The 25,482-nt window shown below is 64.3% G+C and carries 23 protein-coding genes; 5 read left to right on the forward strand and 18 right to left on the reverse strand.

What is annotated here, in order from left to right:
• Positions 1 to 120: 120 nt before the first annotated feature.
• Complete coding sequence (locus tag IGS58_RS23960) at positions 121 to 990, reverse strand: TraB/GumN family protein (RefSeq protein ID WP_230522873.1); 870 nt, start codon at positions 988 to 990, stop codon at positions 121 to 123.
• A gap of 95 nt (positions 991 to 1,085) precedes the next feature.
• On the opposite strand from IGS58_RS23960, the gene IGS58_RS23965 reads away from it, so the two are divergent.
• From IGS58_RS23965 to pabB, 3 genes are all read left to right on the forward strand, one after another.
• Positions 1,086 to 1,820, forward strand: a complete 735-nt coding sequence (locus tag IGS58_RS23965; RefSeq protein ID WP_230522874.1) for a pyrimidine 5'-nucleotidase — start codon at positions 1,086 to 1,088, stop codon at positions 1,818 to 1,820.
• 103 nt (positions 1,821 to 1,923) lie between these two features.
• A complete protein-coding gene (gene slmA, locus IGS58_RS23970) occupies positions 1,924 to 2,499 on the forward strand; it encodes a nucleoid occlusion factor SlmA (RefSeq protein ID WP_034752791.1) in 576 nt (191 codons plus the stop codon).
• A 21-nt stretch (positions 2,500 to 2,520) separates the two neighbouring features.
• Positions 2,521 to 4,365, forward strand: coding sequence for an aminodeoxychorismate synthase component I (pabB, locus tag IGS58_RS23975; RefSeq protein ID WP_230522875.1), 1,845 nt, complete (start codon positions 2,521 to 2,523; stop codon positions 4,363 to 4,365).
• A 164-nt stretch (positions 4,366 to 4,529) separates the two neighbouring features.
• On the opposite strand, the gene IGS58_RS23980 is transcribed toward pabB, so the two are convergent.
• Both IGS58_RS23980 and IGS58_RS23985 read right to left on the reverse strand, forming a co-directional pair.
• Positions 4,530 to 4,889 (reverse strand): DUF1428 domain-containing protein, encoded by a 360-nt coding sequence (locus IGS58_RS23980; protein WP_070258351.1) that lies wholly within the window; start codon positions 4,887 to 4,889, stop codon positions 4,530 to 4,532.
• A 116-nt stretch (positions 4,890 to 5,005) separates the two neighbouring features.
• The gene (locus IGS58_RS23985) at positions 5,006 to 5,599 is read right to left on the reverse strand and encodes a glutathione peroxidase (protein WP_034783905.1); all 594 of its coding nucleotides are present in this window, start codon (positions 5,597 to 5,599) and stop codon (positions 5,006 to 5,008) included.
• A 181-nt stretch (positions 5,600 to 5,780) separates the two neighbouring features.
• Between IGS58_RS23985 and IGS58_RS23990 the strand changes: the two genes are divergently transcribed.
• The gene (locus IGS58_RS23990; protein WP_230522876.1) at positions 5,781 to 6,905 is read left to right on the forward strand and encodes an extracellular catalytic domain type 2 short-chain-length polyhydroxyalkanoate depolymerase; all 1,125 of its coding nucleotides are present in this window, start codon (positions 5,781 to 5,783) and stop codon (positions 6,903 to 6,905) included.
• 6 nt (positions 6,906 to 6,911) lie between these two features.
• Here the strand turns inward: IGS58_RS23990 and gabD are convergent, their stop codons facing one another.
• The 15 genes from gabD to IGS58_RS24065 form a co-directional block, all read right to left on the reverse strand.
• Positions 6,912 to 8,366, reverse strand: a complete 1,455-nt coding sequence (gene gabD / locus IGS58_RS23995) for an NADP-dependent succinate-semialdehyde dehydrogenase (RefSeq protein WP_034783799.1) — start codon at positions 8,364 to 8,366, stop codon at positions 6,912 to 6,914.
• A gap of 80 nt (positions 8,367 to 8,446) precedes the next feature.
• Positions 8,447 to 9,289: a PPK2 family polyphosphate kinase gene (locus IGS58_RS24000; protein WP_070279946.1), complete on the reverse strand. Its 843-nt coding sequence runs from the start codon at positions 9,287 to 9,289 to the stop codon at positions 8,447 to 8,449.
• On the reverse strand, positions 9,286 to 9,708 hold the full coding sequence (locus IGS58_RS24005) for a CoA-binding protein (RefSeq protein WP_230522877.1): 423 nt from the start codon (positions 9,706 to 9,708) through the stop codon (positions 9,286 to 9,288). Before IGS58_RS24005 ends, IGS58_RS24000 begins: the two co-directional genes overlap by 4 nt.
• Positions 9,709 to 9,774: 66 nt before the next feature.
• The gene (locus IGS58_RS24010; protein ID WP_099395510.1) at positions 9,775 to 10,428 is read right to left on the reverse strand and encodes a bifunctional 2-keto-4-hydroxyglutarate aldolase/2-keto-3-deoxy-6-phosphogluconate aldolase; all 654 of its coding nucleotides are present in this window, start codon (positions 10,426 to 10,428) and stop codon (positions 9,775 to 9,777) included.
• Positions 10,429 to 10,441: 13 nt separating this feature from the next.
• On the reverse strand, positions 10,442 to 11,335 hold the full coding sequence (locus IGS58_RS24015; RefSeq protein ID WP_070279944.1) for an SMP-30/gluconolactonase/LRE family protein: 894 nt from the start codon (positions 11,333 to 11,335) through the stop codon (positions 10,442 to 10,444).
• Between the two features lie 16 nt (positions 11,336 to 11,351).
• Positions 11,352 to 13,082 carry an L-arabinonate dehydratase gene (gene araD / locus IGS58_RS24020; RefSeq protein WP_034783805.1) on the reverse strand — a complete coding sequence of 577 codons (1,731 nt, stop codon included), beginning with the start codon at positions 13,080 to 13,082 and terminating at the stop codon, positions 11,352 to 11,354.
• Complete coding sequence (locus tag IGS58_RS24025) at positions 13,079 to 14,092, reverse strand: 2-dehydro-3-deoxygalactonokinase (protein ID WP_070258338.1); 1,014 nt, start codon at positions 14,090 to 14,092, stop codon at positions 13,079 to 13,081. Before IGS58_RS24025 ends, araD begins: the two co-directional genes overlap by 4 nt.
• 84 nt (positions 14,093 to 14,176) lie before the next feature.
• The gene (locus IGS58_RS24030; protein WP_230522878.1) at positions 14,177 to 14,944 is read right to left on the reverse strand and encodes an aldose epimerase family protein; all 768 of its coding nucleotides are present in this window, start codon (positions 14,942 to 14,944) and stop codon (positions 14,177 to 14,179) included.
• Positions 14,941 to 16,140: a XylR family transcriptional regulator gene (locus IGS58_RS24035; RefSeq protein ID WP_070279940.1), complete on the reverse strand. Its 1,200-nt coding sequence runs from the start codon at positions 16,138 to 16,140 to the stop codon at positions 14,941 to 14,943. The genes IGS58_RS24030 and IGS58_RS24035 overlap by 4 nt, the downstream gene beginning before the upstream one ends.
• Positions 16,141 to 16,328: 188 nt before the next feature.
• Positions 16,329 to 17,471, reverse strand: a complete 1,143-nt coding sequence (locus IGS58_RS24040; protein ID WP_034783811.1) for a sugar ABC transporter permease — start codon at positions 17,469 to 17,471, stop codon at positions 16,329 to 16,331.
• Entirely contained in the window at positions 17,468 to 19,039 is a 1,572-nt protein-coding gene (gene xylG, locus IGS58_RS24045) for a D-xylose ABC transporter ATP-binding protein (RefSeq protein ID WP_230522879.1), read from the reverse strand. The genes IGS58_RS24040 and xylG overlap by 4 nt, the downstream gene beginning before the upstream one ends.
• Positions 19,040 to 19,159: 120 nt before the next feature.
• Entirely contained in the window at positions 19,160 to 20,134 is a 975-nt protein-coding gene (xylF, locus tag IGS58_RS24050) for a D-xylose ABC transporter substrate-binding protein (protein WP_099389834.1), read from the reverse strand.
• A gap of 153 nt (positions 20,135 to 20,287) precedes the next feature.
• Positions 20,288 to 22,075, reverse strand: a complete 1,788-nt coding sequence (locus IGS58_RS24055) for an IlvD/Edd family dehydratase (protein ID WP_230522880.1) — start codon at positions 22,073 to 22,075, stop codon at positions 20,288 to 20,290.
• The gene (locus IGS58_RS24060; protein ID WP_230522881.1) at positions 22,072 to 22,839 is read right to left on the reverse strand and encodes an SDR family NAD(P)-dependent oxidoreductase; all 768 of its coding nucleotides are present in this window, start codon (positions 22,837 to 22,839) and stop codon (positions 22,072 to 22,074) included. The genes IGS58_RS24055 and IGS58_RS24060 overlap by 4 nt, the downstream gene beginning before the upstream one ends.
• A 27-nt stretch (positions 22,840 to 22,866) precedes the next feature.
• Positions 22,867 to 24,024 (reverse strand): fumarylacetoacetate hydrolase family protein, encoded by a 1,158-nt coding sequence (locus tag IGS58_RS24065; RefSeq protein WP_070258327.1) that lies wholly within the window; start codon positions 24,022 to 24,024, stop codon positions 22,867 to 22,869.
• Positions 24,025 to 24,453: 429 nt separating this feature from the next.
• On the opposite strand from IGS58_RS24065, the gene chvE reads away from it, so the two are divergent.
• On the forward strand, positions 24,454 to 25,476 hold the full coding sequence (gene chvE / locus IGS58_RS24070) for a multiple monosaccharide ABC transporter substrate-binding protein (protein WP_223278970.1): 1,023 nt from the start codon (positions 24,454 to 24,456) through the stop codon (positions 25,474 to 25,476).
• Positions 25,477 to 25,482 lie beyond the last annotated feature (6 nt).

The following is a 25,482-nucleotide window of genomic DNA, read 5'->3' on the forward strand; positions in this document are numbered from 1 at the left end:
GCCTCGCCGTACATGCGTACTGTCTTCGGCTCGGCGCCTTGCCCTGAACACTTTTCATCTACTCTGCCGCCGTTTGTTGCGCGGCTAAGCTACGGCACCCTTGCTGCCTGCTTGCCAAACTTAATACACCCGCTCGACCTTCAAGCCCTTCTGACGCAATAAATCCGGCACGCTTTTCGTTCCCACCAGGTGCAGCACGCCGATGGCGGCCAGGCTGGACTTTTCGCGCGCCAGGAGTTTGGCGATGCCGTCGGCCAGGGCCGGGTTGCGGCCATCCAGCAACACCTTTTGCACGAACTGGGCTGCGAACGACGGGTCTGTCGCGGCCTTGGCGGCCAGCCTGTCGAAGGCGGCGGCATCGGCCGTGCGCCAGGCATCAGCGATCTCGCGCGCTTCCTGGCTTTGCTCCTGGTCCTCGATCGACGCCACGCCGTCTTCCAGGAAGCGGCACTGGTCGGCCGGCGACATGGCGCCAAACAGCGCCATCTGGCCTTCCATCGACTCGAGTTCCAGCACGGGGATCTTGCGCGCCTTGGCCTGCTGCGACAGATAATTGTCAACGGCCAGGTCCGAGCGGTAGCCGAGCGTGGAAAATTCGCCGATGGCCAGCATGCTGGCCAGCATCCACGGTTTCATCGGCGCCACCGACTCGGCTGGAATGCCGTATTTTTGCAACAGCGGCGCCAGGCGCGGCGCCAGCGTCTGGCGGCAGTCGGCAGGCACTTTGCTGCCCGGCGCTTCCATGCCGTATTTCAGCACGGCGCCCAGGGCGGCACGCGAATCGGCGCCGGGATCGATCTCCAGCGCCAGCGCGCCAGCCTGGTGCAGCGCCTGCGTCACCGTCGGTTCCAGCGGATAAAAATCGGGCGCGCCGACGTGGATGGTGCCGAACAGATACAGGGTGTGGCTGGCATCCTGCACCTTGAACAGGGCGCCCCGGTTTTGCGCCACGGGCGGTGCTTCGGCAAAGGCCGCCGGCAACGGCAGCAAGAATAATCCGCAAAACATCACTATAATCTGGCGTCGCATGGTTTTCCTGATTGTTGAATTTTTCATCTTGCTTATCATCTTGCCTAAAGACTCCTGTGCCTGTGTCCCATCTTAACCGCTCGTCGCCGGTCTGGCTGTTTGACCTCGACAACACGCTGCACAATGCCTCGCACGCCATCTTCCCCACCATCACGGCCAATATGAACACGTATATTGCCCGCGTGCTGGGCGATGGCGTCACGCCGGCCGACGACGCCATCGTCAATGCGGCGCGCGCGGCCTACTGGCGCCGCTACGGCGCCACCTTGCTGGGCATGGTCAAGCACCATCAGGTACAGGCAGCCCATTTTTTGCACGAGACGCATAGCTTCGACGATTTGCGCGCCATGATACGCGCCGAGCGGGGACTGGGGGCTTTACTCAAACGCCTGCCTGGCCGTAAAATTTTACTCACCAACGCGCCGCTGCGCTATTCGAGCGACGTGATGCGCCATCTGGGCTTGCGCCAGCACTTTGCGCAGCATATCGCCATCGAGGCGATGCATGTGCACCGCCAGCTGCGGCCCAAGCCATCGACCCTGATGCTGCGCAAACTGATGCGCAAGCACCAGATCCACCCTGGCCGCTGCATCCTGGTGGAAGACACCCTGGCCAACCTGAAGGGCGCGAAAAAACTGGGCCTGCGCACGGCCTGGATCACGCAATACCTGAAAATGGCGGATCCGATCGGCGTGGCGAAGTTGCCCAAGGCGTTAAATCGCCCCGCTTACGTCGATGTCAAAGTAAAATCTGTCCGGCATTTGGCACGCCGCCTTCACCGTCTGCGTTGAAGGGGACTCCTGGGCTTCCGGTTGACGCCGGAAGCCGTACCGCTAGCGGCGGTGACGGACCTCCCCCATCAAGGCAGCATTTTTTTTAACGACAAGAGAAAATATGGCAAGCACACCGCCGGGCCAACGCAGGCTACAAATTCTTCAGGCCCTCGCCGCAATGCTGGAGCAGCCGAAAGGCGAAAAGATCACCACTGCCGCACTGGCGGCCAGACTGACCGTGTCGGAAGCGGCCCTGTACCGCCATTTCGCCAGCAAGGCGCAAATGTTCGAAGGGCTGATCGAATTCATCGAATCGAGCGTCTTCGGCCTGATCAACCAGATCGCGGAAAAGCACAGCGACGGCATGACGCAAACACGCGACATCATCGGCATGCTGCTCAATTTCGCCATCAGCAATCCGGGCATGACGCGCGTGCTGATCGGCGATGCGCTGGTCAATGAGGACGAGCGCCTGCAAGTGCGCATGAACCAGTTCTACGACCGCGTGGAACTGGCGCTCAAGCAAGCCTTGCGCGTGGCAGCTGCCGAAGGCCATGGCAAGGAAAGCGAAGTGGCGGCGCGCGCCACCCTGATCGTCAGCTTCGTCATCGGACGCTGGCACCGCTACGCCAAGAGCGGCTTCAAGATCAATCCATCCCAGGAAGCGGCGCTGCAAATCGCCATGCTGCTGGGGTAAGTCACCGCCGCGGCTGTCCCCATGCACACCGACTGTTTCGCCCTGCTCGACGACGCCAGCACGCCCGGCGCCGGTTCGCGCCTGTACACGGGCCTGTCGGCAGTCTTGCAGTGCACCGAGGGGCAACAGTGGCCCACCCTGCTCTGGGGGCTGCAAGAGGCCTTACAACGCGGCCAGTACGCCGTCAGCGTGTGCAGCTACGAACTGGGGGCCCACTTGCTGGGCATGCCACCGCGCGCGACATATCCCGGCGCGCCGCCGCTGGCGCAAGTGCTCGTCTTTGAACATTGCACGCAGCTGTCGCAAGATGAGGTGCTGCAGTGGCTGGCCGAACGTACGCCGGCGACGGCAACGCCGGCCGGCATCGCCGGCATCCGCGCGAATGTCGACCAGGCGCAATTTACGCAGGCGCTGCACCGCATCCACGACTACATCGTGGCCGGCGACACCTACCAGGTCAACTACACCTATCGTTTGCGCTTCGACGCCTTCGGTTCGCCCCTGGCCCTGTATGCGCGGCTGCGTGCGCGCCAGCCCGTGCCGTATGGCGCGCTGGTGATGCTGCCCGATGGCGGCGCCCTGCTGTCGCTGTCGCCGGAGCTGTTCGTGCGCCATGCCCAGGGCGAGCTGATGGCGCGTCCCATGAAAGGCACGGCGCCGGCCGCCGCTGCGGACCAAGTAGCAGAAAACGCGCGCCGCGCCGCCGCCCTGGCCAATGATCCGAAGAACCGCGCAGAAAACCTGATGATCGTCGACCTGCTGCGCAACGACATCGGCCGCATCGCCGCCACGGGCTCCGTCAAGGTGCCGGCCCTGTTCGAGGTGACGCGCTACAGCAGCGTGCTGCAAATGACCTCCACCGTGCAGGCGCGCTTGCGCGACAACGCCAGCCTGGCCGACATCTTCCAGGCCTTGTATCCATGCGGCTCGATCACGGGCGCGCCGAAACGCCGCACCATGGAAATCATCGCCGAACTGGAAGCGGCGCCACGCGGCATCTATACGGGCGCCATCGGCTGGTTCGATCCGCCAGCCGCCGGCGCTGCCAACGCGGTGGGCGACTTCTGCATGTCCGTGCCGATCCGCACCCTGGCCCTGCAAGCGGCTGGCCATGGCGGCATCCGGCGCGGCGAGATGGGCGTGGGCGCCGGCATCGTGCTCGACAGCGACCCGCAGGAGGAATTTGCGGAGTGCCAGCTCAAGGCCCGCTTCCTGACGGAGCTGAGCAACGACTTTGAACTGTTCGAAACCCTGCACGCCAGCCGTGCCGGTGGCTGCCGCCAGCAAGAGCGCCACCTGGCGCGCCTGGCCGCCTCCTGCGCCTACTTCGGTTTTGTCTGGAGTGAAAGTGCCGCGCGTGCCGCGCTGCAGGCCGCCTGCGCGGCACGCCCGGACGATGCCCCCTTCCGCCTGCGCCTGGCGCTGCGCCAGGATGGCCAGTTCACGACGCAAAGCGGCGCGCTCACCGCCTTGCCGGACACGGTCAACATCCTGTTGGCGCCCGACGCCACCGTGGCGGACGACCTGTTCCTGCGCCACAAGAGCAGCGTGCGCGCGCGCTATGACGCGGCCTGGCGCGCGGCCGAGGCGCAAGGCGGCTTCGACATGCTGTTCTTTAACGAACGGGGCGAACTGACGGAGGGCGGGCGCAGCAATGTCTTCGTCCGGCTGGACGGCCGCTGGCATACGCCGCCCCTGTCCTGCGGCCTGCTGCCCGGCGTGCAGCGCGCGGCCATGCTGGCCGATCCCGCCTGGAACGCGCAGGAAACCATCATCACGCGCCCCATGCTGGCACGGGCCGAAGCCATTGTCGTGTGCAACGCGCTGCGCGGGGCGCTGCCGGCACATATTATCGCTAGCGCCTGAAACCGTTCAGGGCAAGGCGCATTGCCAAAGGCAGTGCAACTGCACGACGAGGCATTGCAACGCCGCCATGGACTCCTGAAACAGTTCAGGGCAAGGCGCATTGCCAAAGGCAGTGCGAACTGCACGACGAGGCACTGCAACGCCGCCATGGACTGTTTCAGCCGCTAGAGATCCACCTGCATTTCATAACCGCCGTAGATCATCCGCTTGCCATCGAACGGCAGCTTGGCCGGATCCATCATCTCGGCCAGACGCGGATCTTTCATGACCTTGTCATTGATTTCATCGCGCTTGGCGCGTGACGCATACACGATCCATGAAAACACCACCACTTCGCCATCCTGCAAGTCCACCGCCTGCGGGAACGAGGTCAGCTTGCCTGGCTTGACATCGTCGCCCACGCATTCGCGAAATTCCAGCGCGCCGTACTCGCGCCAGACGGCGCCGCAACTGCGCGACATGGCCAGGTAGGCATCGAGCTTGGCTTTCGGTACGGGCACCACAAATCCATCGACATACGCCATGATGTTCTCCTTTGTTGTGACAAACGCGAACAACCAGCTTAGGACAATGATAGCAAGACGACAAGCGCAACACTAAAAAAAAAGCAGGCGTTCAAGCCTGCTTGCGTCTCGGCAACTTACAGCGCCAGCGCTTTTTCCACCGCGCCGACGAGTTTCTTGTCATCCGGCGTCACCTTGCTGGGGAAGCTTTCCACCACTTTCCCGTGGCGGTCGATCAGGTATTTGTGGAAATTCCAGGCCGGGGTCTTGCCCGTCTGCTTGATCAGGTCCACATACAGCGGGTTCGGCGCGGGACCGGAGACGACGGACTTCGCAAACATGGGGAACTTCACGCCATAGGTGTTGTAGCAGAAATCGGCGATTTCCTTGCTGTTGCCTGGCTCCTGCTTGCCGAAATCGTTCGACGGGAAACCCAGCACCACCAGGCCCTTGCTGCCATACTTGGCGTACAGCGCCTCGAGCCCTTCATATTGATTGGTAAAACCGCAATAACTGGCCGTATTCACCACCAGCACGACCTTGCCCGCGTACTGGCACAGGTTTTGCGGCGCTTCATCCTGCAGGCGGTTGAAGGTTTGCTTGAGGATGGCGGGGCAGGCGGCTGGAGCAGCGGTAGCTGTAGCGGCTTCGGCAGCATGGGCCGGCATGGCCAGGCTGGCACTGGCGGCAAGGGTGGTGAGCGCAAACAGCTGGGCAAGGGTCTTGGACATGAAGGGCACCATGGTTGAACGGAAAAAAACCATTCTATGTCAAACACCGCGCGCGCGTATGAGACGGACAACAACAGCGATTGCTTGAGCGACATCAACGACGGTGCAGTACTTGCCCAGCGCACAGTTTTTTTACCTATGCTCGGCCTTCCTGTCCCTTTTCTTGCCCTGTGGAGTCGCCATGCCCTTCCCGCACCTGACCGTACTACCCTCCGCCCTGCTGGCTGCCAGCCTGCTCATCCTGGCGCCAGGCGGCGTGCACGCCGCCACGACGGCCAAAGCCGTCAAGCCCGCCGCGACCAGGGACGCCCCCGCCCTGCCCGGCTACCAGGCCGACCTGAGCCAGACCACCGTATCCGGCCTGTCCTCGGGCGGCTTCATGGCGGCGCAATTTGCCGTCGCCTACTCGGCCACGGTGGCCGGCGCAGGCATCATTGCGGGCGGCCCGTATTTCTGCTCGGGCCAGCCAGGCCGTTTCCCCTACATTCCCTACCTGACGAATGCCCTGACCACCTGCATGAATCCGGGCAGCGCGCAGGTGGCGCCACCCGTAGCCAGCGAATTGCTGCGCGCAGCGAACGATTTTGCGCGCGCCCGTCTCATCGACGACACGGCCAACCTGAAACGCCAGCGCGTATATCTGTTCAGCGGAACGAAAGACCAGACCGTGACGCGGCCGGTGGTGGAGCAGGTGGGAAAATTCTATGCGCTGGCGGGCACGCCGGCCGAGCAGATCCGCTTCGTCGACACGGTCGGGGCGGGCCATGCCATCATCACGGACAACAACCAGGACAAGGCTTGCGATGTAACGGCGTCGCCCTTCATCAATGACTGCGACTTCGTGCAGGCGCGCGACATCCTGCAGCACCTGTATCCGGACCTGCAGCCCTCGTCGACCACCCTGACGGGCAAGTTGATATCCTTCAACCAGCGCGCCTTCATCCAGAACGCGTACTCGAGTATGAACAATACGGGCTACGCCTACATCCCGAAAGCCTGCGACAGCGAGAGCTGCCGCGTGCACGTGGTGTTCCACGGCTGCCTGCAAACGACGCAGGCCATCGGCGACCGCTTCTATACCAGCACCGGCTACAACCAGGTGGCGGACGCCAACAAGATCATCGTGCTGTATCCGCAGGCCGAACCGAGCCCCGTCTACCCGTACAACCCGAAAGGCTGCTGGGATTTCTGGGGCTACACCAGCATCAATCCGATCGACCCGGATTTCTACCGCAAGAGCGGCACGCAGATGGAAGCGGTCAAGGGCATGCTCGACCGCCTCGCCGCGCGCCGCGGCTCGCGCTAGGCGACCTTAAATACCACCCATGCAGATGTATTTAATGACTAAATAATCTTCGATACCGTAAGTCGACCCTTCACGGCCCAGGCCCGATTGCTTGACGCCGCCGAAGGGCGCGATCTCGTTCGAGATCAGGCCCGTGTTGACGCCGACCATGCCCGTTTCCAGGCCTTCGGCCACGCGCCAGATGCGGCCGATGTCGCGCGAATAGAAGTAGGCGGCCAGGCCGAATTCCGTGTTGTTGGCCAGAGCAATCACTTCATCGTCCGTCTTGAAGCGGAACAGGGGCGCCAGCGGGCCGAAGGTTTCCTCGGTCGCCACGCGCATGTCGTTCGTCACATCGGCGATGATGGTCGGCTCGAAGAAGCCGTTACCCAGCGCATGGCGCTTGCCGCCGGCCAGCAGGCGGCCACCCTTGCCCAGCGCGTCGGCCACGTGTTCTTCCACCTTGGCGACAGCCTTGGCGTCGATCAGCGGGCCTTGCGTGACGCCTGCCTCGATGCCATTGCCCACCTTCAGCTTGGCCACGGCGGCCACCAATTTTTCGGCAAACGCGTCATACACGCTGTCCTGCACGTACAGGCGGTTGGCGCACACGCAAGTCTGGCCCGCATTGCGGTATTTCGAGGCGATGGCGCCTTCCACGGCGGCGTCCAGGTCGGCGTCGTCGAAGACGATGAATGGCGCATTGCCACCCAGTTCCAGCGACAGTTTCTTGATCGTCGGCGCGCACTGCTCGGCCAGCAGGCGGCCCACCTGGGTCGAACCCGTAAACGTCAGCTTGCGCACGATGGGGTTCGACGTCATTTCGCCGCCGATGTCTTTCGGCGCGCCCGTGACGATGCTGAACACGCCCGCAGGCACGCCTGCGCGCTCGGCCAGCACGGCCAGCGCCAGCGCGGAAAACGGCGTCGCTTCGGCCGGTTTCAGGACCATCGGGCAGCCGGCAGCCAGGGCCGGGCCGACTTTGCGGGTGATCATGGCGGCGGGGAAGTTCCACGGCGTGATGGCGGCGCATACGCCGATCGGCTCCTTGGTGATGACCAGGCGGCGGTCTGGCCACGGCGATTGCAGGGTATCGCCCGCCACGCGCTTGCCTTCTTCCGCAAACCACTCGATGAACGAGGCGCCGAACTGCACTTCGCCTTTCGCTTCCGGCAGGGGCTTGCCCTGCTCGGTGGTCATGATCAGCGCCAGGTCGTCGGCGTTTTCCAGGATCAGGTCATGCCAGCGGCGCAGCACGGCCGCGCGCTCCTTGGCCGTCTTCTTGCGCCAGGCGGGCCAGGCGGCATTGGCCGCCTCGATGGCGCGGCGCGTCTCGGCTGCGCCCATCAGGGGCACCGTGCCGATATGCTCGCCCGTGGCGGGATTGCTCACATTAATCGTCTGGCCACCATCGGCATCCGCCCAGGCTCCATTCACGTAAGCCTGGTGACGCAACAAGGTAGGATCTTTCAACTGCAGCATATGGATCTCCGGTCTGGTTTGAATTATCGACGAGGGATACTATGCCACAGCGCGGCCGATTCCGCAGGCGATGCGCGGAACTACTCGACCTTGAAAGACGACAGTTTCGGGTCCGGCGCCGGGTATTCCAGCTTCATGCCCTGCAGGGTTTCCAGCAGCAGGGACGCCACCACCAGGTTGCGCTGCGTCTTGGAGTTCGATGGCACCACGTACCACGGCGCGTGGTCGGCATCCGTCTCGCGGATCGCCGTTTCATAGGCGCGCTGGTAGCCATCCCACTTCTTGCGCTGGGCGATATCGTTGGGGTCGAACTTCCACTGGCGGTCGGGATCGTCGAGCCGCTCCTGCAGCCGTCCGCGCTGCTCGTCCTTCGAGATATGCAGGAAGATTTTCAGGATGACGGTGCCTGTTTCGCTCAGCATGCGCTCGAAATCGCGGATCTGCGCGTAGCGGCGCTGGCATTCGGCCTTGTCGATCATGTCCTGCACGCGCGTGATCAGCACATCCTCGTAATGGCTGCGGTTGAAGATGGCGATCTCGCCCTTGACGGGCACGTGCTGGTGCACGCGCCACAGGTAATCGTGCGCCAGTTCGATATCGGTAGGCCCCTTGAACGCCACGGCGCGGATGCCCATCGGATTGATGTTGCTGAAGATCGCCTTGACCGTGCCATCCTTGCCCGACGTATCCATGCCCTGCAAGACCAGCAGCACCTTCTTTTTGTGCTGCGCATACAGCATGCTCTGGCACTCGGCGATCTGCGCCGTCAGGGCCACGGTTTCCTCGCGGTCCAGAGCCTTGCACTGGGCTGCCGTCAGCTTCTTGTTCGCCGCCTTGGTGGCAGCGCCCAGCAGGCGCTTGCCGGCGAAATCCTCGTTCAGCTCAAAATCCTTGCCGGCACGAAATTGTGTGCGCGCCTTCATGCCGCCACCGCCAGCTTGCGGTGCTCGATTTTTGTGCAATGGTCCATCACCACCTCCAGCCCCGCCGCCAGTGCCAGCTGCGCCGCCTGTTCGTTGACGACATCGAGCTGCAGCCACAGGCAGCCGGCCTTGACGGCAATGGCTTCCTCGGCGATGGGCAGGATGTCTGCCGACTTGCGGAAGCAATCGACAATGTCGATGCGCGCCGGCGCCACGGCTGCCGCAGCCTCCGTCAGGGTGGCATACGCGCGCTGCCCCAGCACATCGCGCCCGGCGAGGGCCGGATTGACGGGCAATACGCGGTAGCCCTGCTGCAGCAGGTAGTCGGCCACTTCATGGCTGGCGCGTTCGGGCTTGTCGGACATGCCGACGATGGCGATGATGCGGCTGTCTTGCAGGATGCGGGCGATGTTGGGCATATTCGGGTCGTAGTTAGGCGTGCGACATTGCCCGCCTAGCGTAGCAGATTCCCGTCCCGCCGGGAGCTAGCCAGAAGACTTAGCCTTACGCACGGCCGCCATCTTCGCCACGAAAGCTTGCGCGCGCGCCGTCACGGCCGCGTAATCTCCCGTGGCGCCCGGGCCACTCAGGCTGCTGCCGATACCCACGGCCACGGCGCCGCTGGCAAACCATGCATGCAGGTTTTCCACCGTCACGCCGCCCGTGGGCATCAGCGGCGCTTGCGGCAGGGGGGCGCGCAGGGCCTTGATGTAGGCGGGACCGAACATCTCGGCGGGGAAGACCTTGACGATGTCGGCACCGGCCTGCAGAGCCGTGACGATCTCCGTCGGCGTCATCGCCCCCGGCATGGACAGCACCTGGTAGCGCTGGCACAGCGTGATGGTCTCCACGTTCACGCCGGGCGAGATGATGAATTGGGCACCGGCCAGGATGGCGGCGCGCGCCGTCTCCGTATCGAGCACCGTGCCCGCGCCCAGTAGCACGTCATCACCATGGCGTTCGCGCAGGGTGCGCAACACGCCCAGGGTATCGGGCGTGGTGAACGCCACTTCCAGCGCCGTGATGCCGCCGGCGATACATGCCTCGGCAATCTGCACGGCCGCCTGCGCCGAAGAGGCGCGCACGATGCCGACCATGCCCCGTTCGATAATGCCCTCGAAAACCGTGTGCTTCTGCATTTGCTCTCTCCTGTCAGGCCGGCAGGGCGCCAAAGCGCACTTCCGGCAAACCGCGCACGCCCACCTGACGCGCATGAAACAATCCCCCGGCCAGCGGTTCGCTCTCCAGCTGGGCCGGGCTCAAGCTCTCCTGCGCCGTCGTGACGAACAATTCATCGTAGTGCGGCCCGCCCAGGCTCACGCAGCTGGGCTGCGAGACGGGCAGGCTGATCTTGCGCTCGACGCTGCCGTCCGGCGCGAAGCGCAAGACCCTGCCGGCGCCCCACTGCGCGCTCCACAGGTAGTCATCCGCGTCGATGGTGGCGCCATCGGCGGCGCCCGGCCCCGGATCGAGCACGGCAAACACGCGCACCCGGCTGGCGTCGCCCCCCAGGTAATCATCCCAGCGATAGATCGCCTTTTTCATCGAATCGCAGAAGTACATGACCGTGCCGTCGACGCTGAAGCAGATGCTGTTCGAGATGGCGATCTGCGGCAGCGGCAAGCGCTCCAGGGTCAAGTCCAGGTTGAGGCGATAAAAGCTGGCGATCGCATCGCGGCACGGGCGTTCATCGAGCGTGCCGAAGACAAAGCGTCCCTGGCGGTCGCAGCGGCCATCGTTCAGGCGCGTCATGGGCAAGTCCCCCTCCACCGTGTGCAAGCGCGTGACGGCCCCGCTGCGCGCGTCAAACCAGGCCAGTCCGGAAGCCAGTCCCAGCAACAGCACATCGTCGCTCTCCGTCAGCGCGAAGCACGCCAGGCGCTCGGGCATGGCCCAGCTCTGGCGCTCCCCCGTGTCCAGCACCAGCGCATGCAGCTGGCAGCCTTCGATATTCGTCCAGAAAACGCGGCCGCTGCGTTCGCACCAGCGCACGCCCTCGCCCAGGAAGTGCTGCGCATCGACCAGTAGTTGGGCCTGTGTCCCCATCATTTTTCCTTGTTTTTCAGTGTGATTCGCGCGGAACCGCGGAGCCGCGGCAGCCGACGAGAAAGTCCAGGTCCGCGCCTTCGTCGGCCTGCGTCACGTGCTTGATATACATCGACTGGTAGCCGCCCTTCATGGCCGGCGGCGGCGCGCTCCACTCGGCGCGCCGGCGCGCCAGTTCGGCCTCGTCGACGTCCAGGTGCAAGCGGCGCCCCGCCACATCCAGTTCAATCATGTCGCCATCGCGCACCAATGCCAGCGGCCCGCCCACGGCCGCTTCCGGCGCCACGTGCAGCACCACCGTGCCGTAAGCCGTGCCGCTCATGCGCGCGTCCGAGATGCGCACCATGTCGCGCACGCCCTGCTCCAGCAGTTTTTTCGGCAGTCCCATATTGCCCACTTCCGCCATGCCCGGATAGCCCTGCGGGCCGCAATTTTGCAGCACCATCACGCAGCTGGCGTCGATATCGAGCGCTGGATCGTCGACGCGTTTTTTATAATGCTCGATACTGTTGAAGACGACGGCGCGGCCACGGTGCTGCATCAGTTCCGGCGAAGCGGCCGACGGCTTGATGACGGCGCCGCGCGGGGCCAGGTTGCCATGCAGGACGGCGATGCCGCCTTCGTCCTTGAAGGGCTGCGCCAGCGGCGTGATCACCTCGGGATTGAAATTTTCCGCTTCGGCCACGTTGACGGCCATGCTGGCGCCCGTGACGGTGAGCGCCTCGCCATGCAATTTGCCCAGCAGATCGCGGATGATCACGGGCAGGCCGCCCGCATAGTAAAAATCTTCCATCAGGTACTGGCCCGACGGCATCAGGTTCAGCAGGCAGGGAATGTCGCGGCCCAGGCGGTCCCAGTCACCCAGGCGCATGTCCACGCCGATGCGCCCGGCGATGGCCAGCAGGTGGATCACGGCATTGGTCGACCCGCCGATGGCGCCGTTGACCATGATGGCGTTTTCAAACGCTTCGCGCGTGAGGATCTGCGACAGTTTCAGGTCTTCATGCACCATATCGACGATGCGCCGGCCCGTCAGCTGCGCCTGCAGCTTGCGGCGCGCATCGACGGCGGGAATGGCCGCGTTGCCGGGCAAGGTCACGCCCAGCGCTTCGACCATGCTGGCCATGGTGGAAGCCGTGCCCATCGTCATGCAGTGACCGGCGGAGCGCGACATGCACGATTCGGCCTGCTTGAATTCGTTTGAGGTCATGCGCCCTGCCCGCACGTCTTCGGAAAACTTCCATACATCCGTGCCCGAACCGATCGGTTTGCCGCGGTAATTCCCGTTCAACATGGGACCGCCCGACAGCACGATGGTCGGCAAATCCACGCTGGCCGCGCCCATCAGCAGCGCCGGCGTGGTCTTGTCGCAGCCCGTCAGCAGCACCACGCCATCGATCGGGTTGGCGCGGATCGATTCCTCGACATCCATGCTGGCCAGGTTACGGAACAGCATGGCCGTCGGGCGCAGATTCGTCTCCCCCAGCGACATGACGGGAAATTCGACGGGAAAGCCGCCCGCTTCGAGCACGCCGCGCTTGACCATCTCGGCCAGGTCGCGGAAATGGCCATTGCAGGGCGTCAGCTCGGACCAGGTATTGCAGATGCCGATGACGGGGCGGCCATCGAAAGCGTCGCTGGGATAGCCCTGGTTCTTCATCCAGCTGCGGTGAATAAAACTGTCCTTGTCGTCGCCGCCAAACCACGCTTGCGAACGCAAGGGACGCTTGTTCTTGTTGCTGCTCATACTGTCTCCTGCGGGGAAATCAAGCCGCGCGAGGCGGCGATCAGCAGCGCACCGTGACCGGCCAGATTGGCTTGCTGCTGGTCGTCGACGATGATGCGCTTGCCATAAAAAAATCCGTGTTCTTCGATCAGCAGCCCGAGCGCCTGGCGCAGCATGGGTTTACCGGTAATGACGAGCGGTGTATCGGGCCGCATCTGGATGGCGGTGCTGTTGCGCAGCGCCAGCAGGTCGCCGCTGAGGACGGCGCCCATCAGGAAATTGGCCCGCTCATTGCATTCGACAGCGCTGAACTGGCCCAGGGTGCGCACGCTGAAGCAGGCGCGCGCCAGCCCCGTTTTTTGCGCCGCTGCCGCGCCGGCCAGCAGCATTTTCGGCACCAGGGTCTGGGCAAATCCGCCGTCAACCGATTGCTTGATCAGGGTGTGCTGCGTGATCGCCTGCAGCAGCTCGCCCGCGATGGTGGTGCTGCAGCCGAGGATGCGACGCTGCTCGTCCACGCTGATCAGTTTGGTATGCGAGCCGGGCATGATCAGGGTCGCCGCGCCCCGCAACTGCAGGCGCTCGAGCAGCGCGACGACTTCCGTCTCTTCGCCGCGCATCATGTCCATCGCTTCGACGTTATGCAGGCCGACGGCACCATGCTGGTTGCGCACGCCGGGAATCAGCCACAGGGGCTGCGCCAGCACGTCGGGCAAGTCCACTGCCTGCATGCCTTGCGCCAGCTGGGCCAGGCCGGCAGGCGCCGGCAAATGCGGTACCTCCCGCACCCCCATGGGCGAGGTGATCATGCCAGACGCCAGCGCCAGGTCTACCTCGGATGGCGCGATGCCGGCACCGGCCAGCACGCTGGCGATGGTGTCGCGCAGCGCCTGTTTCAGCGCGCCGTTATGGCCATCGATGGCGGTATTGCGCACGCCCGTTTCCAGCTGCGCCTGGGCGACGACGGCGCCCGCGCGCCACAGCAAGGTACGCGTATTGGTAGTGCCGGCATCGATGGTGAGTATGTTCATGGGCAGGTTCGCAGCGTCGGTCAGGACAAAAATAAATGAGGGAAAAACTACCCCATGGTAGAACTGCCCCGCATATCTGACCAATCACTTATTTGACATCATTGATACCGGTTCGGATATGTCAAACGCATCGATATCCTGCACGCCCAAACGGTAGGCAAGGTTGAAGCGCCTCGCCTCTCCCGGCTGCAGTTGCACGCCCTGCGCCAGCAGGGAAAAACAGCGCGCATCGGAATACAGATGGCAGCTGTCCTGGGTGCTGGAAAAACGCAAGACCCGGCCCGACGCGGGGTCGGCAACCCGCGCAGCCTCGCGCAGCTGGCCGCTGCCCGTCCAGTAAAAGTCATGCCGGAATCCCGGCGATTGCGCCAGCGCGGGCCAGGCCAGGCGCGAAGCGAGCGGCGCCGCGTGACGGAAGTCGAATGCGCTGCCCGCCACATCGAGCGGAGCGACGCCAGCGCAGCCGCCGGGCCGGTAGCGGTCGGCGGCCAGGCGCAGTACATGGTCGCCCACGCCGGCACGGCCGCCCTGCAGATTGAACAGGGGCGCGGCAAGAGAGAAACGGGAAGCCTTATCGGCCGTGGCATCGCAATCGAGGTACAGGCTGCCATCGTCGTCAAGCCGGTAGGCCAGGCGCACCGACAGACCATCTTGCGCCAGGTGCAGCCGCAAGTGGCCGTCGTTTGGCGCTGCGCCCTGCCAGCCCATGGACGCACGCGCCGCCGGGGGCACCGCGCCCAGCACATCGGCCAGACGGCCATAGCGGTCGGGCGCCCACCAGGCCCGCACGCTGGCATCGTGCGCGTCGATGGCCACGCACATGCCGCGCGCATTGCGCAGCAGATGCATCATGGCGCCGGTCCGGGCGCTGGCGGCGGCCGGCTGCGCTGCTGGAATTCGCGCGGCGTGCAACCGAGTTCGCGCTTGAAGACGGCATGCATGTACTGCACCGTGGTAAAGCCGCAACGCACGGCCACCTCGGCCACCTGCCCCGGCCCGCGCGCCAGCAGGGTCTTGGCCGCATCGAGCTTGAAATGCAGGATTTCATCGTGCACGCTACGCCCCAGCTCATGGCGGAAGTGCGCTTCGAGCGAGGAGCGCGAGACCCCCACGTAATCGGCCACCTGCTCCGTCTTGATGCCCTGGCAGGCGTACTGGCGGATGAAGTGGCGCGCCTGCATCACCTGCGGATGCTGGAAGGGCTGGTGGCGCGTGGAAGCGAGCACGTTCAGGCCGGCCGGCGGCACGAGGATGCGCGTGCCGGACAGGCGCGCGCCATTCAACATCTGGTGCAGCAAATGCGCCGCCGTGCGGCCCATTTCCTCCGTGCCCTGGATCACGGAACTCAATGGAATGCGCGTAAGCATGCGCGCCAGCGGGTCGTTGTCGATGCCGATCAGGGCCACTTGCTCCGGCACGGCGATCCCCGCATGCATGCACGCCTGCAGCAGCTGGCGCGCGCGCGCGTCGCTGACAGCGATGATGCCGACGGGTTTTTCCAGGCTGTTGAGCCATGCGATCTGCTGCTCCACCGCTTCGTCCCACGAGGGCGCGCTGGTGGCGACGCCCCGGTACACGTCGGCGCGCATATGGTCGCGCTCCATCAAGGCGCAAAATGCCGTTTCGCGCTCCTGCGCCCAGCGGTTGACATCGGCCTCGGGCAGGCTGAAACAGGCAAAGCGGCTCAATCCCGCTTCCACCAGGTGTTCATAGGCCAGCTTGACGATCTTGAAATTATCGGTCGCCACGTACGGGATGCCGGCCGGGTAATCCTCCGCGCGCGCATACGACCCGCCGACGGCCACCACCGGCAGGCGGCTGTGCGCCAGCGCCGCGCAGACGGCGGGATCGTCGAAATCGGCGATGATGCCATCGCCCTGCCAGCGCTCGATGCCTGGCAGGCGGCAGCGAAAATCCTCTTCCAGGAACAGGTCCCAGGACACGCGCGTGGTGTTCAGGTAGGCGGCAATGCCGGCGATGATGTCGCGGTCGTAGATTTTATTGCCGTTAAACAGCAGCGCGATCCGGTGCGCGGTCGGCAGTTTCATGCAGGTGTCTCCTCCATGTGGCGGCCAAAGAAGTATCTCTGGCCGCACGACGTAGTCAGGCCTTTCGGGACCTCGAAAAACCGTAGCGAGCGGTCCAATATCGTCTTGAGTAGCGCAAGCGTACAAAGGTACGCTGAGCAACGCAGAGGCGATAGTGGGGCGCGCAGTAGGTTTGTCGAGGGTCCACGCTATCTGCGTCCGGCCCGGGTGCTGACATCGACCCACACGGCGAGGGTGAGGATACTGCCTTTTACGATCATCTGCCAATAGGTGTCCACGTCCAGCATGGACATGCCGTTATCCAGGCTGGCCATCACCAGCGCGCCGATCAGGGCGCCGTACACGGTGCCCGAGCCGCCGCGCATCGAGGTGCCGCCGATGAAGCAGGCGGCAATCGCATCGAGTTCGCTGAAGGTGCCGGCCGAGGGCGAACCGGCCGCCAGGCGGCCCGTGTTGATCAGGCCCGCCAGCGCGCACATCAGGCCCATGATGCCGAAGATCCACAGCTTGACGGCTTTCACGTTGATGCCGGACAGGCGCGTCGCTTCCATATTGCTGCCGACAGCGTAGATGCGCCGGCCAAACACGGTCTGGCTGGTGATGTAGCTGAACAGTCCCAGCAAGGCCAGCAGCAACAGCACGGGCAGCGGGATGCCTTCATAGCCGTTCAGGGTTTGCACGAATGCATACAGCACGGCTCCGATGACGGCCAGGCGCAAGCCGTCGGCCCAGGGCGCCGTCTGCGGCAAGCCATGCTGTGCGCGGCTGGCACGCGCGCGCCACGTCAGGAAGGCGGCCAGCAGGAACAAGCCGATGCCCAGCACGATGCCGGGCACGGCGGGCAGATAGCCCTGCCCCAGGTAGACCATCGGCTCGGAGACGGGCGCGATCGTGATGCCGCCCGTGATGCCCAGCAGGATGCCGCGATACGCCAGCATGCCGCCCAGTCCCACGATGAAGGAGGGGATGCCCCGGTAGGCCGTCAGGTAGCCGTTGAGCAAACCGATCACCAGGCCGCAGCCGAGTACGGCCGCCAGGTTCAGGGCCAGCGGCCAGTGCTGCGTCACGTCCAGCACGGCGGCGATGCCGCCGAGTAAGCCCAGCAGGGAACCGATCGACAGGTCGATCTCGCCGGCGATAATCACCAGCACCATGCCGCAGGCGAGGATGCCGGTGACGGACATCTGGCGCAGCAGGTTCGACAGGTTGCGCGGCGTGAGGAAACTGCCCTCCGTCTTCCACGAAAAGAAGGCCCAGATCAGCGCCACGGCGATCAGCAGGGCCAGCATCTTGTATTGGGTGAACAGCTGTTTGATACTGTGCGGTTTCATGCTGCGGGTTCCTTGTTTGCGGTGTTGGCGGCGGGTGCCGGACGCTGGTCCAGCGCCGCCGCCAGCACGGTTTCCTGGCTCAGGTCATCGTTGATAAAGTCGCCGCGCAGGCGACCTTCGCCCATCACCAGCACGCGGTCGGACACGCCCAGCACTTCGGCCAGTTCCGACGAGACCATGATGATGGCCACGCCCCGGTCGGCCAGCGCCAGCATCAATTTGTAGATTTCATATTTGGCGCCCACGTCCACGCCGCGCGTGGGTTCGTCGAGGATCAGCACGCGCGGGCGCGTCAGCAGCATCTTGGCCAGCACGGCCTTTTGCTGGTTGCCGCCCGACAGGCTCGTAATCGGCAGCGACGGGCTGGCCGCCTTCAGTTCCAGCTGGGCGATCTCGCCGCGCACGGCCGTCAATTCCGCCTCGCCATCGATGCGCGTGGCGCGCGCGAATTCTTCCAGCACGGCCAGGGTGATGTTCTGTCCCACGTCGAGGTCGGGCACGATGCCGTGGTGCTTGCGGTCTTCCGGCACCATCGCCAGGCCCATGGCGATGGCCTTTTGCGGCGAGCGGGTATCGATCTTGCGGCCATCGAGCCACACTTCGGCCTGGCACGGCCCCTGGTATGCGCCGAACAGGGCCGAGACGAGCTCCGTGCGCCCCGCCCCCACCAGGCCGGCGATGCCGAGGATCTCGCCCTTGCGCAGGGTGAATGACACATCGTCGACCCGCTTGCGCTGCGGGTTGTCGGCATCGATGCAGGTCACGTGGCGCGCCTCGAACAGCACCTCGCCAATGGCCGGCGGCTGCGCGCGCTGCGGATACAGCTGGCTCATTTCGCGGCCCACCATCTGCGCGATGATGCGTTCGACGTTCATCTGCGCCATCGGCGTGGTGGCGATGTGCTTGCCGTCGCGGATGACGACGATGGTGTCGCAGATGGCCGCCACTTCATCGAGCTTGTGCGAAATATAGATGCAGGTGACGCCCTTGGCCTTCAGTGCGCGCAGGATATCGAGCAGCACGGCGATTTCCGACGCCGTCAGCGACGACGACGGCTCGTCGAGGATCAGCAAACGCGCATTCTTGTTGAGCGCCTTGGCGATTTCCACCAGTTGCTGGTGGCCGCCGCCGTAATTCATCACGGGCTGCGCCACGTTCAGTTCGGGAATTTTCAGTTCGCGCAGCAGCTCGTCGGCGCGCTTGTACATGGCCGCGTAATGCATGCGCGCGCCGGGCAGGGTGAGCTCGCGGCCCATGAAGATATTTTCGGCCACGGACAGCTGCGGCACCAGCATCAGTTCCTGGTGGATGATGATGATGCCCGCGTCTTCCGTGTCGCGGATCGATTGCGCGCGCAGGGGCTGGCCATCCCACAGGATGTCGCCCTCCCAGGTGCCGTGCGGATAGACGCCGGACAGCACCTTCATCAGGGTCGACTTGCCGGCGCCATTCTCGCCGCACAAGCCGATGCACTCGCCGGCCCGCACCTGCAGGTCGATGCCGTCAAGCGCGCGGACACCGCCAAACTGTTTGACGATGCCTTTCATTTCAAGCAGATAGTCGGACATTCTTGCTCTCGTTGCTGATACGGGGAAAAATGTCGGATTACGCTACGCTAATCCGACCTACCGGTAAAAACGGGTAGGTCGGGTTAGCGCATGGCGCGTAACCCGACATGACACAGGCGATCAATTACCGAGTTGCGCCTTGGTATAGAACCCATCGTCGACGAGAATGTTCACATTCGCCTTGGTCAGCGGCGTAGGCTTCAGCAGCACCGTGCTGACCTTTTTCAGGCCGTTGTCATAGCTGGAGTTGTAGGCCGGCTTTTCATTGCGCGCCAGTTGCACGGCCAGTTTGGCCGCTTCCGAAGCGATGGTTTTCAGGGGTTTGTAGACGGTCATCGATTGCGTGCCGGCGATGACGCGTTTCACCGCCGCCAGATCGGCGTCCTGGCCCGAGACCGGCACCTTGCCGGCCAGCTTTTGCGCTGCCAGGGCCTGGATGGCGCCGCCGGCCGTGCCGTCGTTCGAGGCGACGATGGCGTCGATCTTGTTGCCGTTGGCCGTCAGCGCGTTTTCCACGATGGACAGCGCTTCGGTGGCGCTCCAGTCCTTCACCCACTGCTGGCCGACGATCTTGATGTCGCCCTTGTCGATGAACGGTTTGAGCACCTTCATCTGGCCTTCGCGCAGCATCTTGGCGTTGTTGTCGGTCGGCGAGCCGCCCAGCAGGTAGTAATTGCCCTTCGGCTGCAGCTTGGTCACGCCCTCGGCCTGCATTTCGCCCACTTTCTCGTTGTCGAACGAGATATACGCGTCGATATCGGCATTCAGGATCAGGCGGTCATACGACAGCACCTTGATGCCGGCCTTTTTCGCTTCCTTGACGGTGTTGTTGAGCACTGTCGCGTTGAACGGCACGATCACCAGCACGTCGACGCCGCGCGAGATCAGGTTTTCGATCTGCGAAATCTGGCGCTGCTCGCTGGCGTCGGCCGACTGCACGAAGACTTTGGCGCCCTGCTTTTCGGCGGCGGCGATAAAGAAATCGCGGTCGCGCGTCCAGCGTTCCACGCGCAAATCGTCGATGGAAAAGCCGATCTTCGGGTTTTTCGCATCGGCCAGAGCGGCGCTGCTGCTCAATGCCAGCATGGCGGTCATGATGGCTGCACTGATGATCTTGTTCATTGTGTGTCTCCTTGTGGATTTTATTAACAACGTTTTTTCACTACGGGGTACTGCTGAAAAATTTTATGTCTGTGGTGGTGTCGGGTTACGCGCGGAGCGCTAACCCGACCTACCCCGACCTGCCTGCTAATGGTTGTGGCGCGGCAGGGTCTGGCCCACGGCGCGGTATTTCAGCGCCAGCTCCATGCAGGCGCCCGTTTCCAGCTGGCCCACGCTGGCGCGGTAGATTTCCTGCCACGGCGTGGCGCTGTCGTTGACAGGCGGCGGCAGCGCCGTGGCGCGGCGCGCCAGTTCGTCAGCATCGACCAGCATGTCGCACCGGCCCGCGCTCAAGTCCACGCGGATGATGTCGCCCGTGCGCAGCAGCGCCAGGCCGCCGCCCACGGCGCTTTCCGGCGACGCGTTCAGGATTGACGGGCTGTCCGAAGTGCCCGACTGGCGCCCGTCGCCCAGGGTCGGCAGGTTCAATATGCCGGCTTTCAGCAAGGCGTCGGGCGGCTGCATGTTGACCACCTCGGCCGAACCGGGCCAGCCCACGGGACCTGCGCCGCGCATGACCAGCATGCAGCTGTCATCGATATTGAGCGCCGGGTCGTTGATGCGCGCGTGGTAATCGGCAGAACCGTCAAAGACGATGGCGCGCGCTTCGAACACGCCTTCGCTGCCGGGACGCGACAGGTAGCGCTCGCGGAAAGCGGGCGAGATCACGCTGGTCTTCATGATGGCAAAATCGAACAAGTTGCCCTGCAAGGCCATGAAACCGGCCTTTTCCTTCAATGGCGCGGCAAACGGGTGGATCATCTCGCGGTCCGCGCTTTCACGGCCCGCCAGGTTTAGCGCCATGCTCTGTCCCGTGACGGTGGGCCGCTCGGCATGCAGCAAGCCCGCCTGCTGCAGCTCCCACATCACGGCCGGCACGCCGCCGGCCCGGTGGAAGCGCTCGCCCAGGTATTTTCCGGCCGGCTGCATGTTCAACAGCAGGGGCACATCGTAGCCGTGCGCCATCCAGTCGCTCGAGTGCAATGCCACGCCAGCATGGCGCGCCATGGCCATCAGGTGCGGCTGGGCGTTGGTGGAGCCGCCGATGGCCGCGTTGACGATGATGGCGTCCAAAAACGCCTCGCGCGTGAGGATGCTCGACGGGCGCACGTCGTCATGCGCCATGCCGACGATGCGGCGCCCCGTTTCATAGGCGATCTGGCCCCGCTCGCGGTACGGCGCGGGGATGGCCGAGCAGCCCGTCAGGGACATGCCCAGCGCCTCGGCCAGCGCATTCATGGTCGATGCCGTGCCCATGGTGTTGCAGTGGCCGGCCGACGGCGCCGAGGCGGCAGCGATCTGCAGGAATTTGTCGTTGTCGATCAAGCCGGCGGACAGCTGGCGGCGGCCTTTCCAGATGGCGGCGCCGGAACCCACCAATTCACCGTCCATCCAGCCATCGAGCATGGGGCCGCCCGACAGCACGATGGCGGGAATGTCCACCGTGGCGGCGGCCATCAATTGCGCCGGCGTCGTCTTGTCGCAGCCCGTCGTCAGCACCACGGCGTCGATCGGGTAGCCATGCAGGATTTCCACCAGGCCCAGATATGCCAGGTTGCGGTCCAGCGCGGCCGTGGGACGGCGGCAGTTTTCAAAGATCGGATGCAGCGGGAATTCCATCGGGATGCCGCCCGCGTCGCGGATGCCGTCGCGCACGCGCTGGGCCAGTTCCAGGTGGATGCGGTTGCACGGGCTGATATCGCTGCCGCTTTGCGCAATGCCGATGATGGGCCGGCCCGAACGCAGCTCCTCTGCCGTGATGCCGTAGTTCATGAAGCGCTCCAGGTACAGCGCCGTCATGTCGATATGGTCGGGATTGTCGAACCAGTCCTGCGAGCGGAAGCGCCGCGCCTGGGGTTGGGCGGGAATGTTCATGCGCCGTACCAGCCTGCGTCGACGTAGTATTCGCGTCCGGCGCACTTGGCCGCGTTGTCCGACGCGAGGAACAGCGCCAGCGCCGCCACGTCTTCCGGCTCCACGCGCAGTTGCAGGCATTGTCCCTGCAGGATCACGGCTTCCGCCTCCGGCGTATGCCACAGCCGCTCTTGGCGCGGCGTGCGCACGGCGCCGGGAATGATGCAATTGACGCGGATGCCGTCGACACCCAGGTCGCGCGCCAGGCCGCGCGTCAAGCCCTCGATGCCGGCTTTCGCCGTCATGTAGATCGACAGCCTCGCTTGCGCCAGGTGCCAGGAAATCGAACCCAGGTTGAGGATCACGCCGCCCCCCTTGGCGCGCATGGCCGGCGCCACTGCCTGAGCGCAGAAATACTGGTGGCGCAGGTTGACGGCGATGCGCTCGTCCCAGTAGGCGGGCGTGACGTCCTGCAACTGGTGGCGGTCGTCATTGGCCGCGTTGTTGATGAGGATATCCGTGGCGCCCGCGCTGTGTTCAATCTCGGCGAAGGTGGCGGCCAGGGCGCCCAGGTCCGTCAGGTCGCAATAACAGAACACGGGCGGCTGCGGCAGGTCGGCCAGCTTTTCCTGCAGCGCCAGCGACGCCTCGCGGGCGATATCGAGAAAGGTGACGTGGGCGCCCTGGCGCGCGAACGCTTCGACGATGGCCACGCCGATGCCGGTGCCGCCGCCCGTGATGACGACGCGCTGACCTGCCAGGCTGGGATAAGTTGCATGCTGCATGGTGTCTCTCTTTTTAAAAAAATCGGATCAAAGCAAACCGCGACGGGCGAGGTTCTGGTACAGCGCGCGCACGCCGAACGTCCAGGGAGTAATCGCATCGCAGCGCTGCACTTCGTTGACCAGCGCGCCCAGCGCGGCGCTGGCGATGGTGACGCGGTCGCCCAGGTGGTGTGTAAAGCCGCCGCCTTGCGCGCCGCGGTCCTTCACGGGCGAGAACATGGTCCCCAGGAACAGCATGAAACCGTCCGGGTACTGGTGGTACTGGCCTGCCGTCTGGCGCACCAGGTCGAGCGGGTCGCGGCTGATCTCGCGCATGAAGCTGGCGCCTTCGAGCACAAAGCCGTCGTCCGCGCCCTCGATCAGCAGCGACACTTCCGCCTGGCGTACGGTGTCGAGCGTGAAGTGTTCGTCGAACAGGCGGATGAAGGGGCCGATGGCGCAGGAACCGTTGTTGTCCTTGGCCTTGCCCAGCAAGAGGGCGCTGCGCCCTTCGATGTCGCGCAGGTTGACGTCGTTGCCCAAGGTCGCCCCCAGCACCTCGCCGCGGCTGTTGACGGCCAGGACGATCTCCGGCTCCGGGTTGTTCCAGGCGGACGACGGCAGCAAGCCCACCTGCGCGCCGCAGCCCACCGACGACATCGGCTGCGCCTTGGTAAACACTTCCGCATCGGGGCCGATGCCCACTTCCATGTATTGCGACCAGGCGCCGCGCTGCTGCAACTGCTGTTTCAGGCGCTGCGCCGCGTCCGAGCCGGGCTTCAATGCCGACAAGTCGCCGCCCAGGGTCATTTGCAGTGCAGCGCGCAAGCTCGCCGCGCGCGCCGCGTCGCCGCCCGCCTGTTCCTCGATCACCCGTTCGAGCAGGCTGACGGCGAAGGTCACGCCGCAGGCCTTGACGGCCTGCAGGTCGCACGGCGCCAGCAGCAGCTCGCCTGCCGGTGCGGCCAGCGCCTGCTCCAGCAGCGCCTGCACGGAGCCAAGCGCGATTCCGGGTGCATGGCGGGCGATATCGAGCGCATCGCTGCGCTCGAACAGCTCGGCTACCGTCGCCACCGTCTGCGTGATGTCGACCACCTCGCCGCCACGCACGGCGACGACGCAGGGGCCGTCACGCCAAATGCGGCCGATGAGGAGGGCCTGCGCCAGGTCGGCGGGCAACAGGGAGGCGGGAGAAATCGGCTGCATGGCATGCTTTCAAAAGGTCGTGACGGGATGGCTGGTCTTCAAGTTCGGACCGATTCTGCGCGCCGCCCTGTGTCGCCGCAATTACGAAAATCACCAAATTGAATGATGATTATTGGTATTGCAGTGCACCAAAAAAAGCTGCCGACCGGCCCCCGTTTCCGCCCTGCCAGCAGGCGGGAAGGCGCGCAATGGCGCATTGCATCAATTGGCTTATCGATACCGTTTTGGATATCGCCAATGCGAAAAAAGTGATTGGTGAGGGATGGATGGACAAACTAGTATCAGCCGTGGCCTGCAATCGGCCATCCGCACGGAGCCCGCCCACTGGACGACGGCCCTGGCACATTCAACTATCGAAGACGGTGGAGACCTGAAATGAAAACAACAATGAAAATGCTGACCGCGAGCCTGGCGCTGGCCATCTCCGGCATGGCGGTAATGCCCGTGGCAAGCGCCGCCGACAAGGGCGCGATCGGCATCTCGATGCCAACCAAGTCGTCCATGCGCTGGATCGCCGATGGCGACAACATGGTCAAGGTATTCAAGGAGCGCGGCTACAAGACGGACTTGCAGTTTGCCGACGACGATATCCCGAACCAGCTGGCGCAGGTGGAAAACATGATCACCAAGGGCGCCAAGGTGCTGGTGATCGCCGCCATCGACGGCACCACCCTGTCGAACGTGCTGCAAAAGGCGGCCGACAAGGGCATCAAGGTCATCTCGTATGACCGTTTGATCCGCGGTACGAAAAATATCGATTACTACGCCACCTTCGACAACTTCCAGGTCGGCGTGCTGCAAGCAGGCTATATCGAATCGGCGCTGAAACTCAAGGAAGGCAAGGGCCCGTTCAATATCGAATTGTTCGGCGGCTCGGCCGACGACAACAACGCGCACTTCTTCTACAACGGCGCGCTGTCGGTGCTGAAACCGTACATCGACAGCGGCAAGCTGGTGGTGCGCTCGAAGCAGATGGGCATGGAAAAGGTCGCCACCCTGCGCTGGGATGGCGCCGTGGCGCAGGCGCGCATGGACAACCTGCTCAGCGCCTACTACGGCAATGCGCGTGTCGACGCGGTGCTGTCGCCGTATGACGGCTTGAGCATCGGCATCCTGTCCTCGCTCAAGGGCGTCGGCTATGGCACGCCGAAACAGCCCTTCCCCGTCGTGACTGGCCAGGATGCGGAAATCCCGTCGGTGAAATCGATCATCCGCGGCGAACAGGCATCGACCGTGTTCAAGGACACGCGCGAACTGGCCAAGGTGACGGCGAACATGGTCGACGCGATGATGAGCGGCAAAACGCCGACCGTCAACGATACCAAGACCTATAACAACGGCGTGAAAGTCGTGCCGTCCTATCTGCTCAAACCCGTCACCGTCGACAAGGCGAACTGGAAGCAGGTGCTCGTCACCGGCAGCGGCTACTACACGGAAGCGCAAGTGAAATAAGCATCC

The organism is Janthinobacterium sp. EB271-G4-7A (assembly GCF_020858075.1).
In the GTDB taxonomy this organism is placed as follows: Bacteria; Pseudomonadota; Gammaproteobacteria; order Burkholderiales; family Burkholderiaceae_D; genus Janthinobacterium; species Janthinobacterium lividum.

Bases quoted from the DNA above. Each gene is read 5' to 3' on its own strand.
- IGS58_RS24000 (WP_070279946.1), bottom strand. From the start codon at position 9,289: ATGAAGGCGCGCACACAATTTCGTGCCGGCAAGGATTTTGAGCTGAAC.
- gabD (WP_034783799.1), bottom strand. From the start codon at position 8,366: ATGCTGCAGTTGAAAGATCCTACCTTGTTGCGTCACCAGGCTTACGTG.
- slmA (WP_034752791.1), top strand. From the start codon at position 1,924: ATGGCAAGCACACCGCCGGGCCAACGCAGGCTACAAATTCTTCAGGCC.
- IGS58_RS24055 (WP_230522880.1), bottom strand. From the start codon at position 22,075: ATGAACATTCCCGCCCAACCCCAGGCGCGGCGCTTCCGCTCGCAGGAC.
- araD (WP_034783805.1), bottom strand. From the start codon at position 13,082: ATGAGCAGCAACAAGAACAAGCGTCCCTTGCGTTCGCAAGCGTGGTTT.
- IGS58_RS24015 (WP_070279944.1), bottom strand. From the start codon at position 11,335: ATGGGGACACAGGCCCAACTACTGGTCGATGCGCAGCACTTCCTGGGC.
- pabB (WP_230522875.1), top strand. From the start codon at position 2,521: ATGCACACCGACTGTTTCGCCCTGCTCGACGACGCCAGCACGCCCGGC.
- IGS58_RS24030 (WP_230522878.1), bottom strand. From the start codon at position 14,944: ATGATGCATCTGCTGCGCAATGCGCGCGGCATGTGCGTGGCCATCGAC.
- IGS58_RS24005 (WP_230522877.1), bottom strand. From the start codon at position 9,708: ATGCCCAACATCGCCCGCATCCTGCAAGACAGCCGCATCATCGCCATC.
- IGS58_RS23980 (WP_070258351.1), bottom strand. From the start codon at position 4,889: ATGGCGTATGTCGATGGATTTGTGGTGCCCGTACCGAAAGCCAAGCTC.
- chvE (WP_223278970.1), top strand. From the start codon at position 24,454: ATGGCGGTAATGCCCGTGGCAAGCGCCGCCGACAAGGGCGCGATCGGC.
- IGS58_RS24010 (WP_099395510.1), bottom strand. From the start codon at position 10,428: ATGCAGAAGCACACGGTTTTCGAGGGCATTATCGAACGGGGCATGGTC.
- IGS58_RS23990 (WP_230522876.1), top strand. From the start codon at position 5,781: ATGCCCTTCCCGCACCTGACCGTACTACCCTCCGCCCTGCTGGCTGCC.
- IGS58_RS24060 (WP_230522881.1), bottom strand. From the start codon at position 22,839: ATGCAGCATGCAACTTATCCCAGCCTGGCAGGTCAGCGCGTCGTCATC.
- xylF (WP_099389834.1), bottom strand. From the start codon at position 20,134: ATGACCGCCATGCTGGCATTGAGCAGCAGCGCCGCTCTGGCCGATGCG.
- IGS58_RS24065 (WP_070258327.1), bottom strand. From the start codon at position 24,024: ATGCAGCCGATTTCTCCCGCCTCCCTGTTGCCCGCCGACCTGGCGCAG.
- xylG (WP_230522879.1), bottom strand. From the start codon at position 19,039: ATGTCCGACTATCTGCTTGAAATGAAAGGCATCGTCAAACAGTTTGGC.
- IGS58_RS24025 (WP_070258338.1), bottom strand. From the start codon at position 14,092: ATGAACATACTCACCATCGATGCCGGCACTACCAATACGCGTACCTTG.
- IGS58_RS23985 (WP_034783905.1), bottom strand. From the start codon at position 5,599: ATGTCCAAGACCCTTGCCCAGCTGTTTGCGCTCACCACCCTTGCCGCC.
- IGS58_RS24035 (WP_070279940.1), bottom strand. From the start codon at position 16,140: ATGAAACTGCCGACCGCGCACCGGATCGCGCTGCTGTTTAACGGCAAT.
- IGS58_RS24040 (WP_034783811.1), bottom strand. From the start codon at position 17,471: ATGAAACCGCACAGTATCAAACAGCTGTTCACCCAATACAAGATGCTG.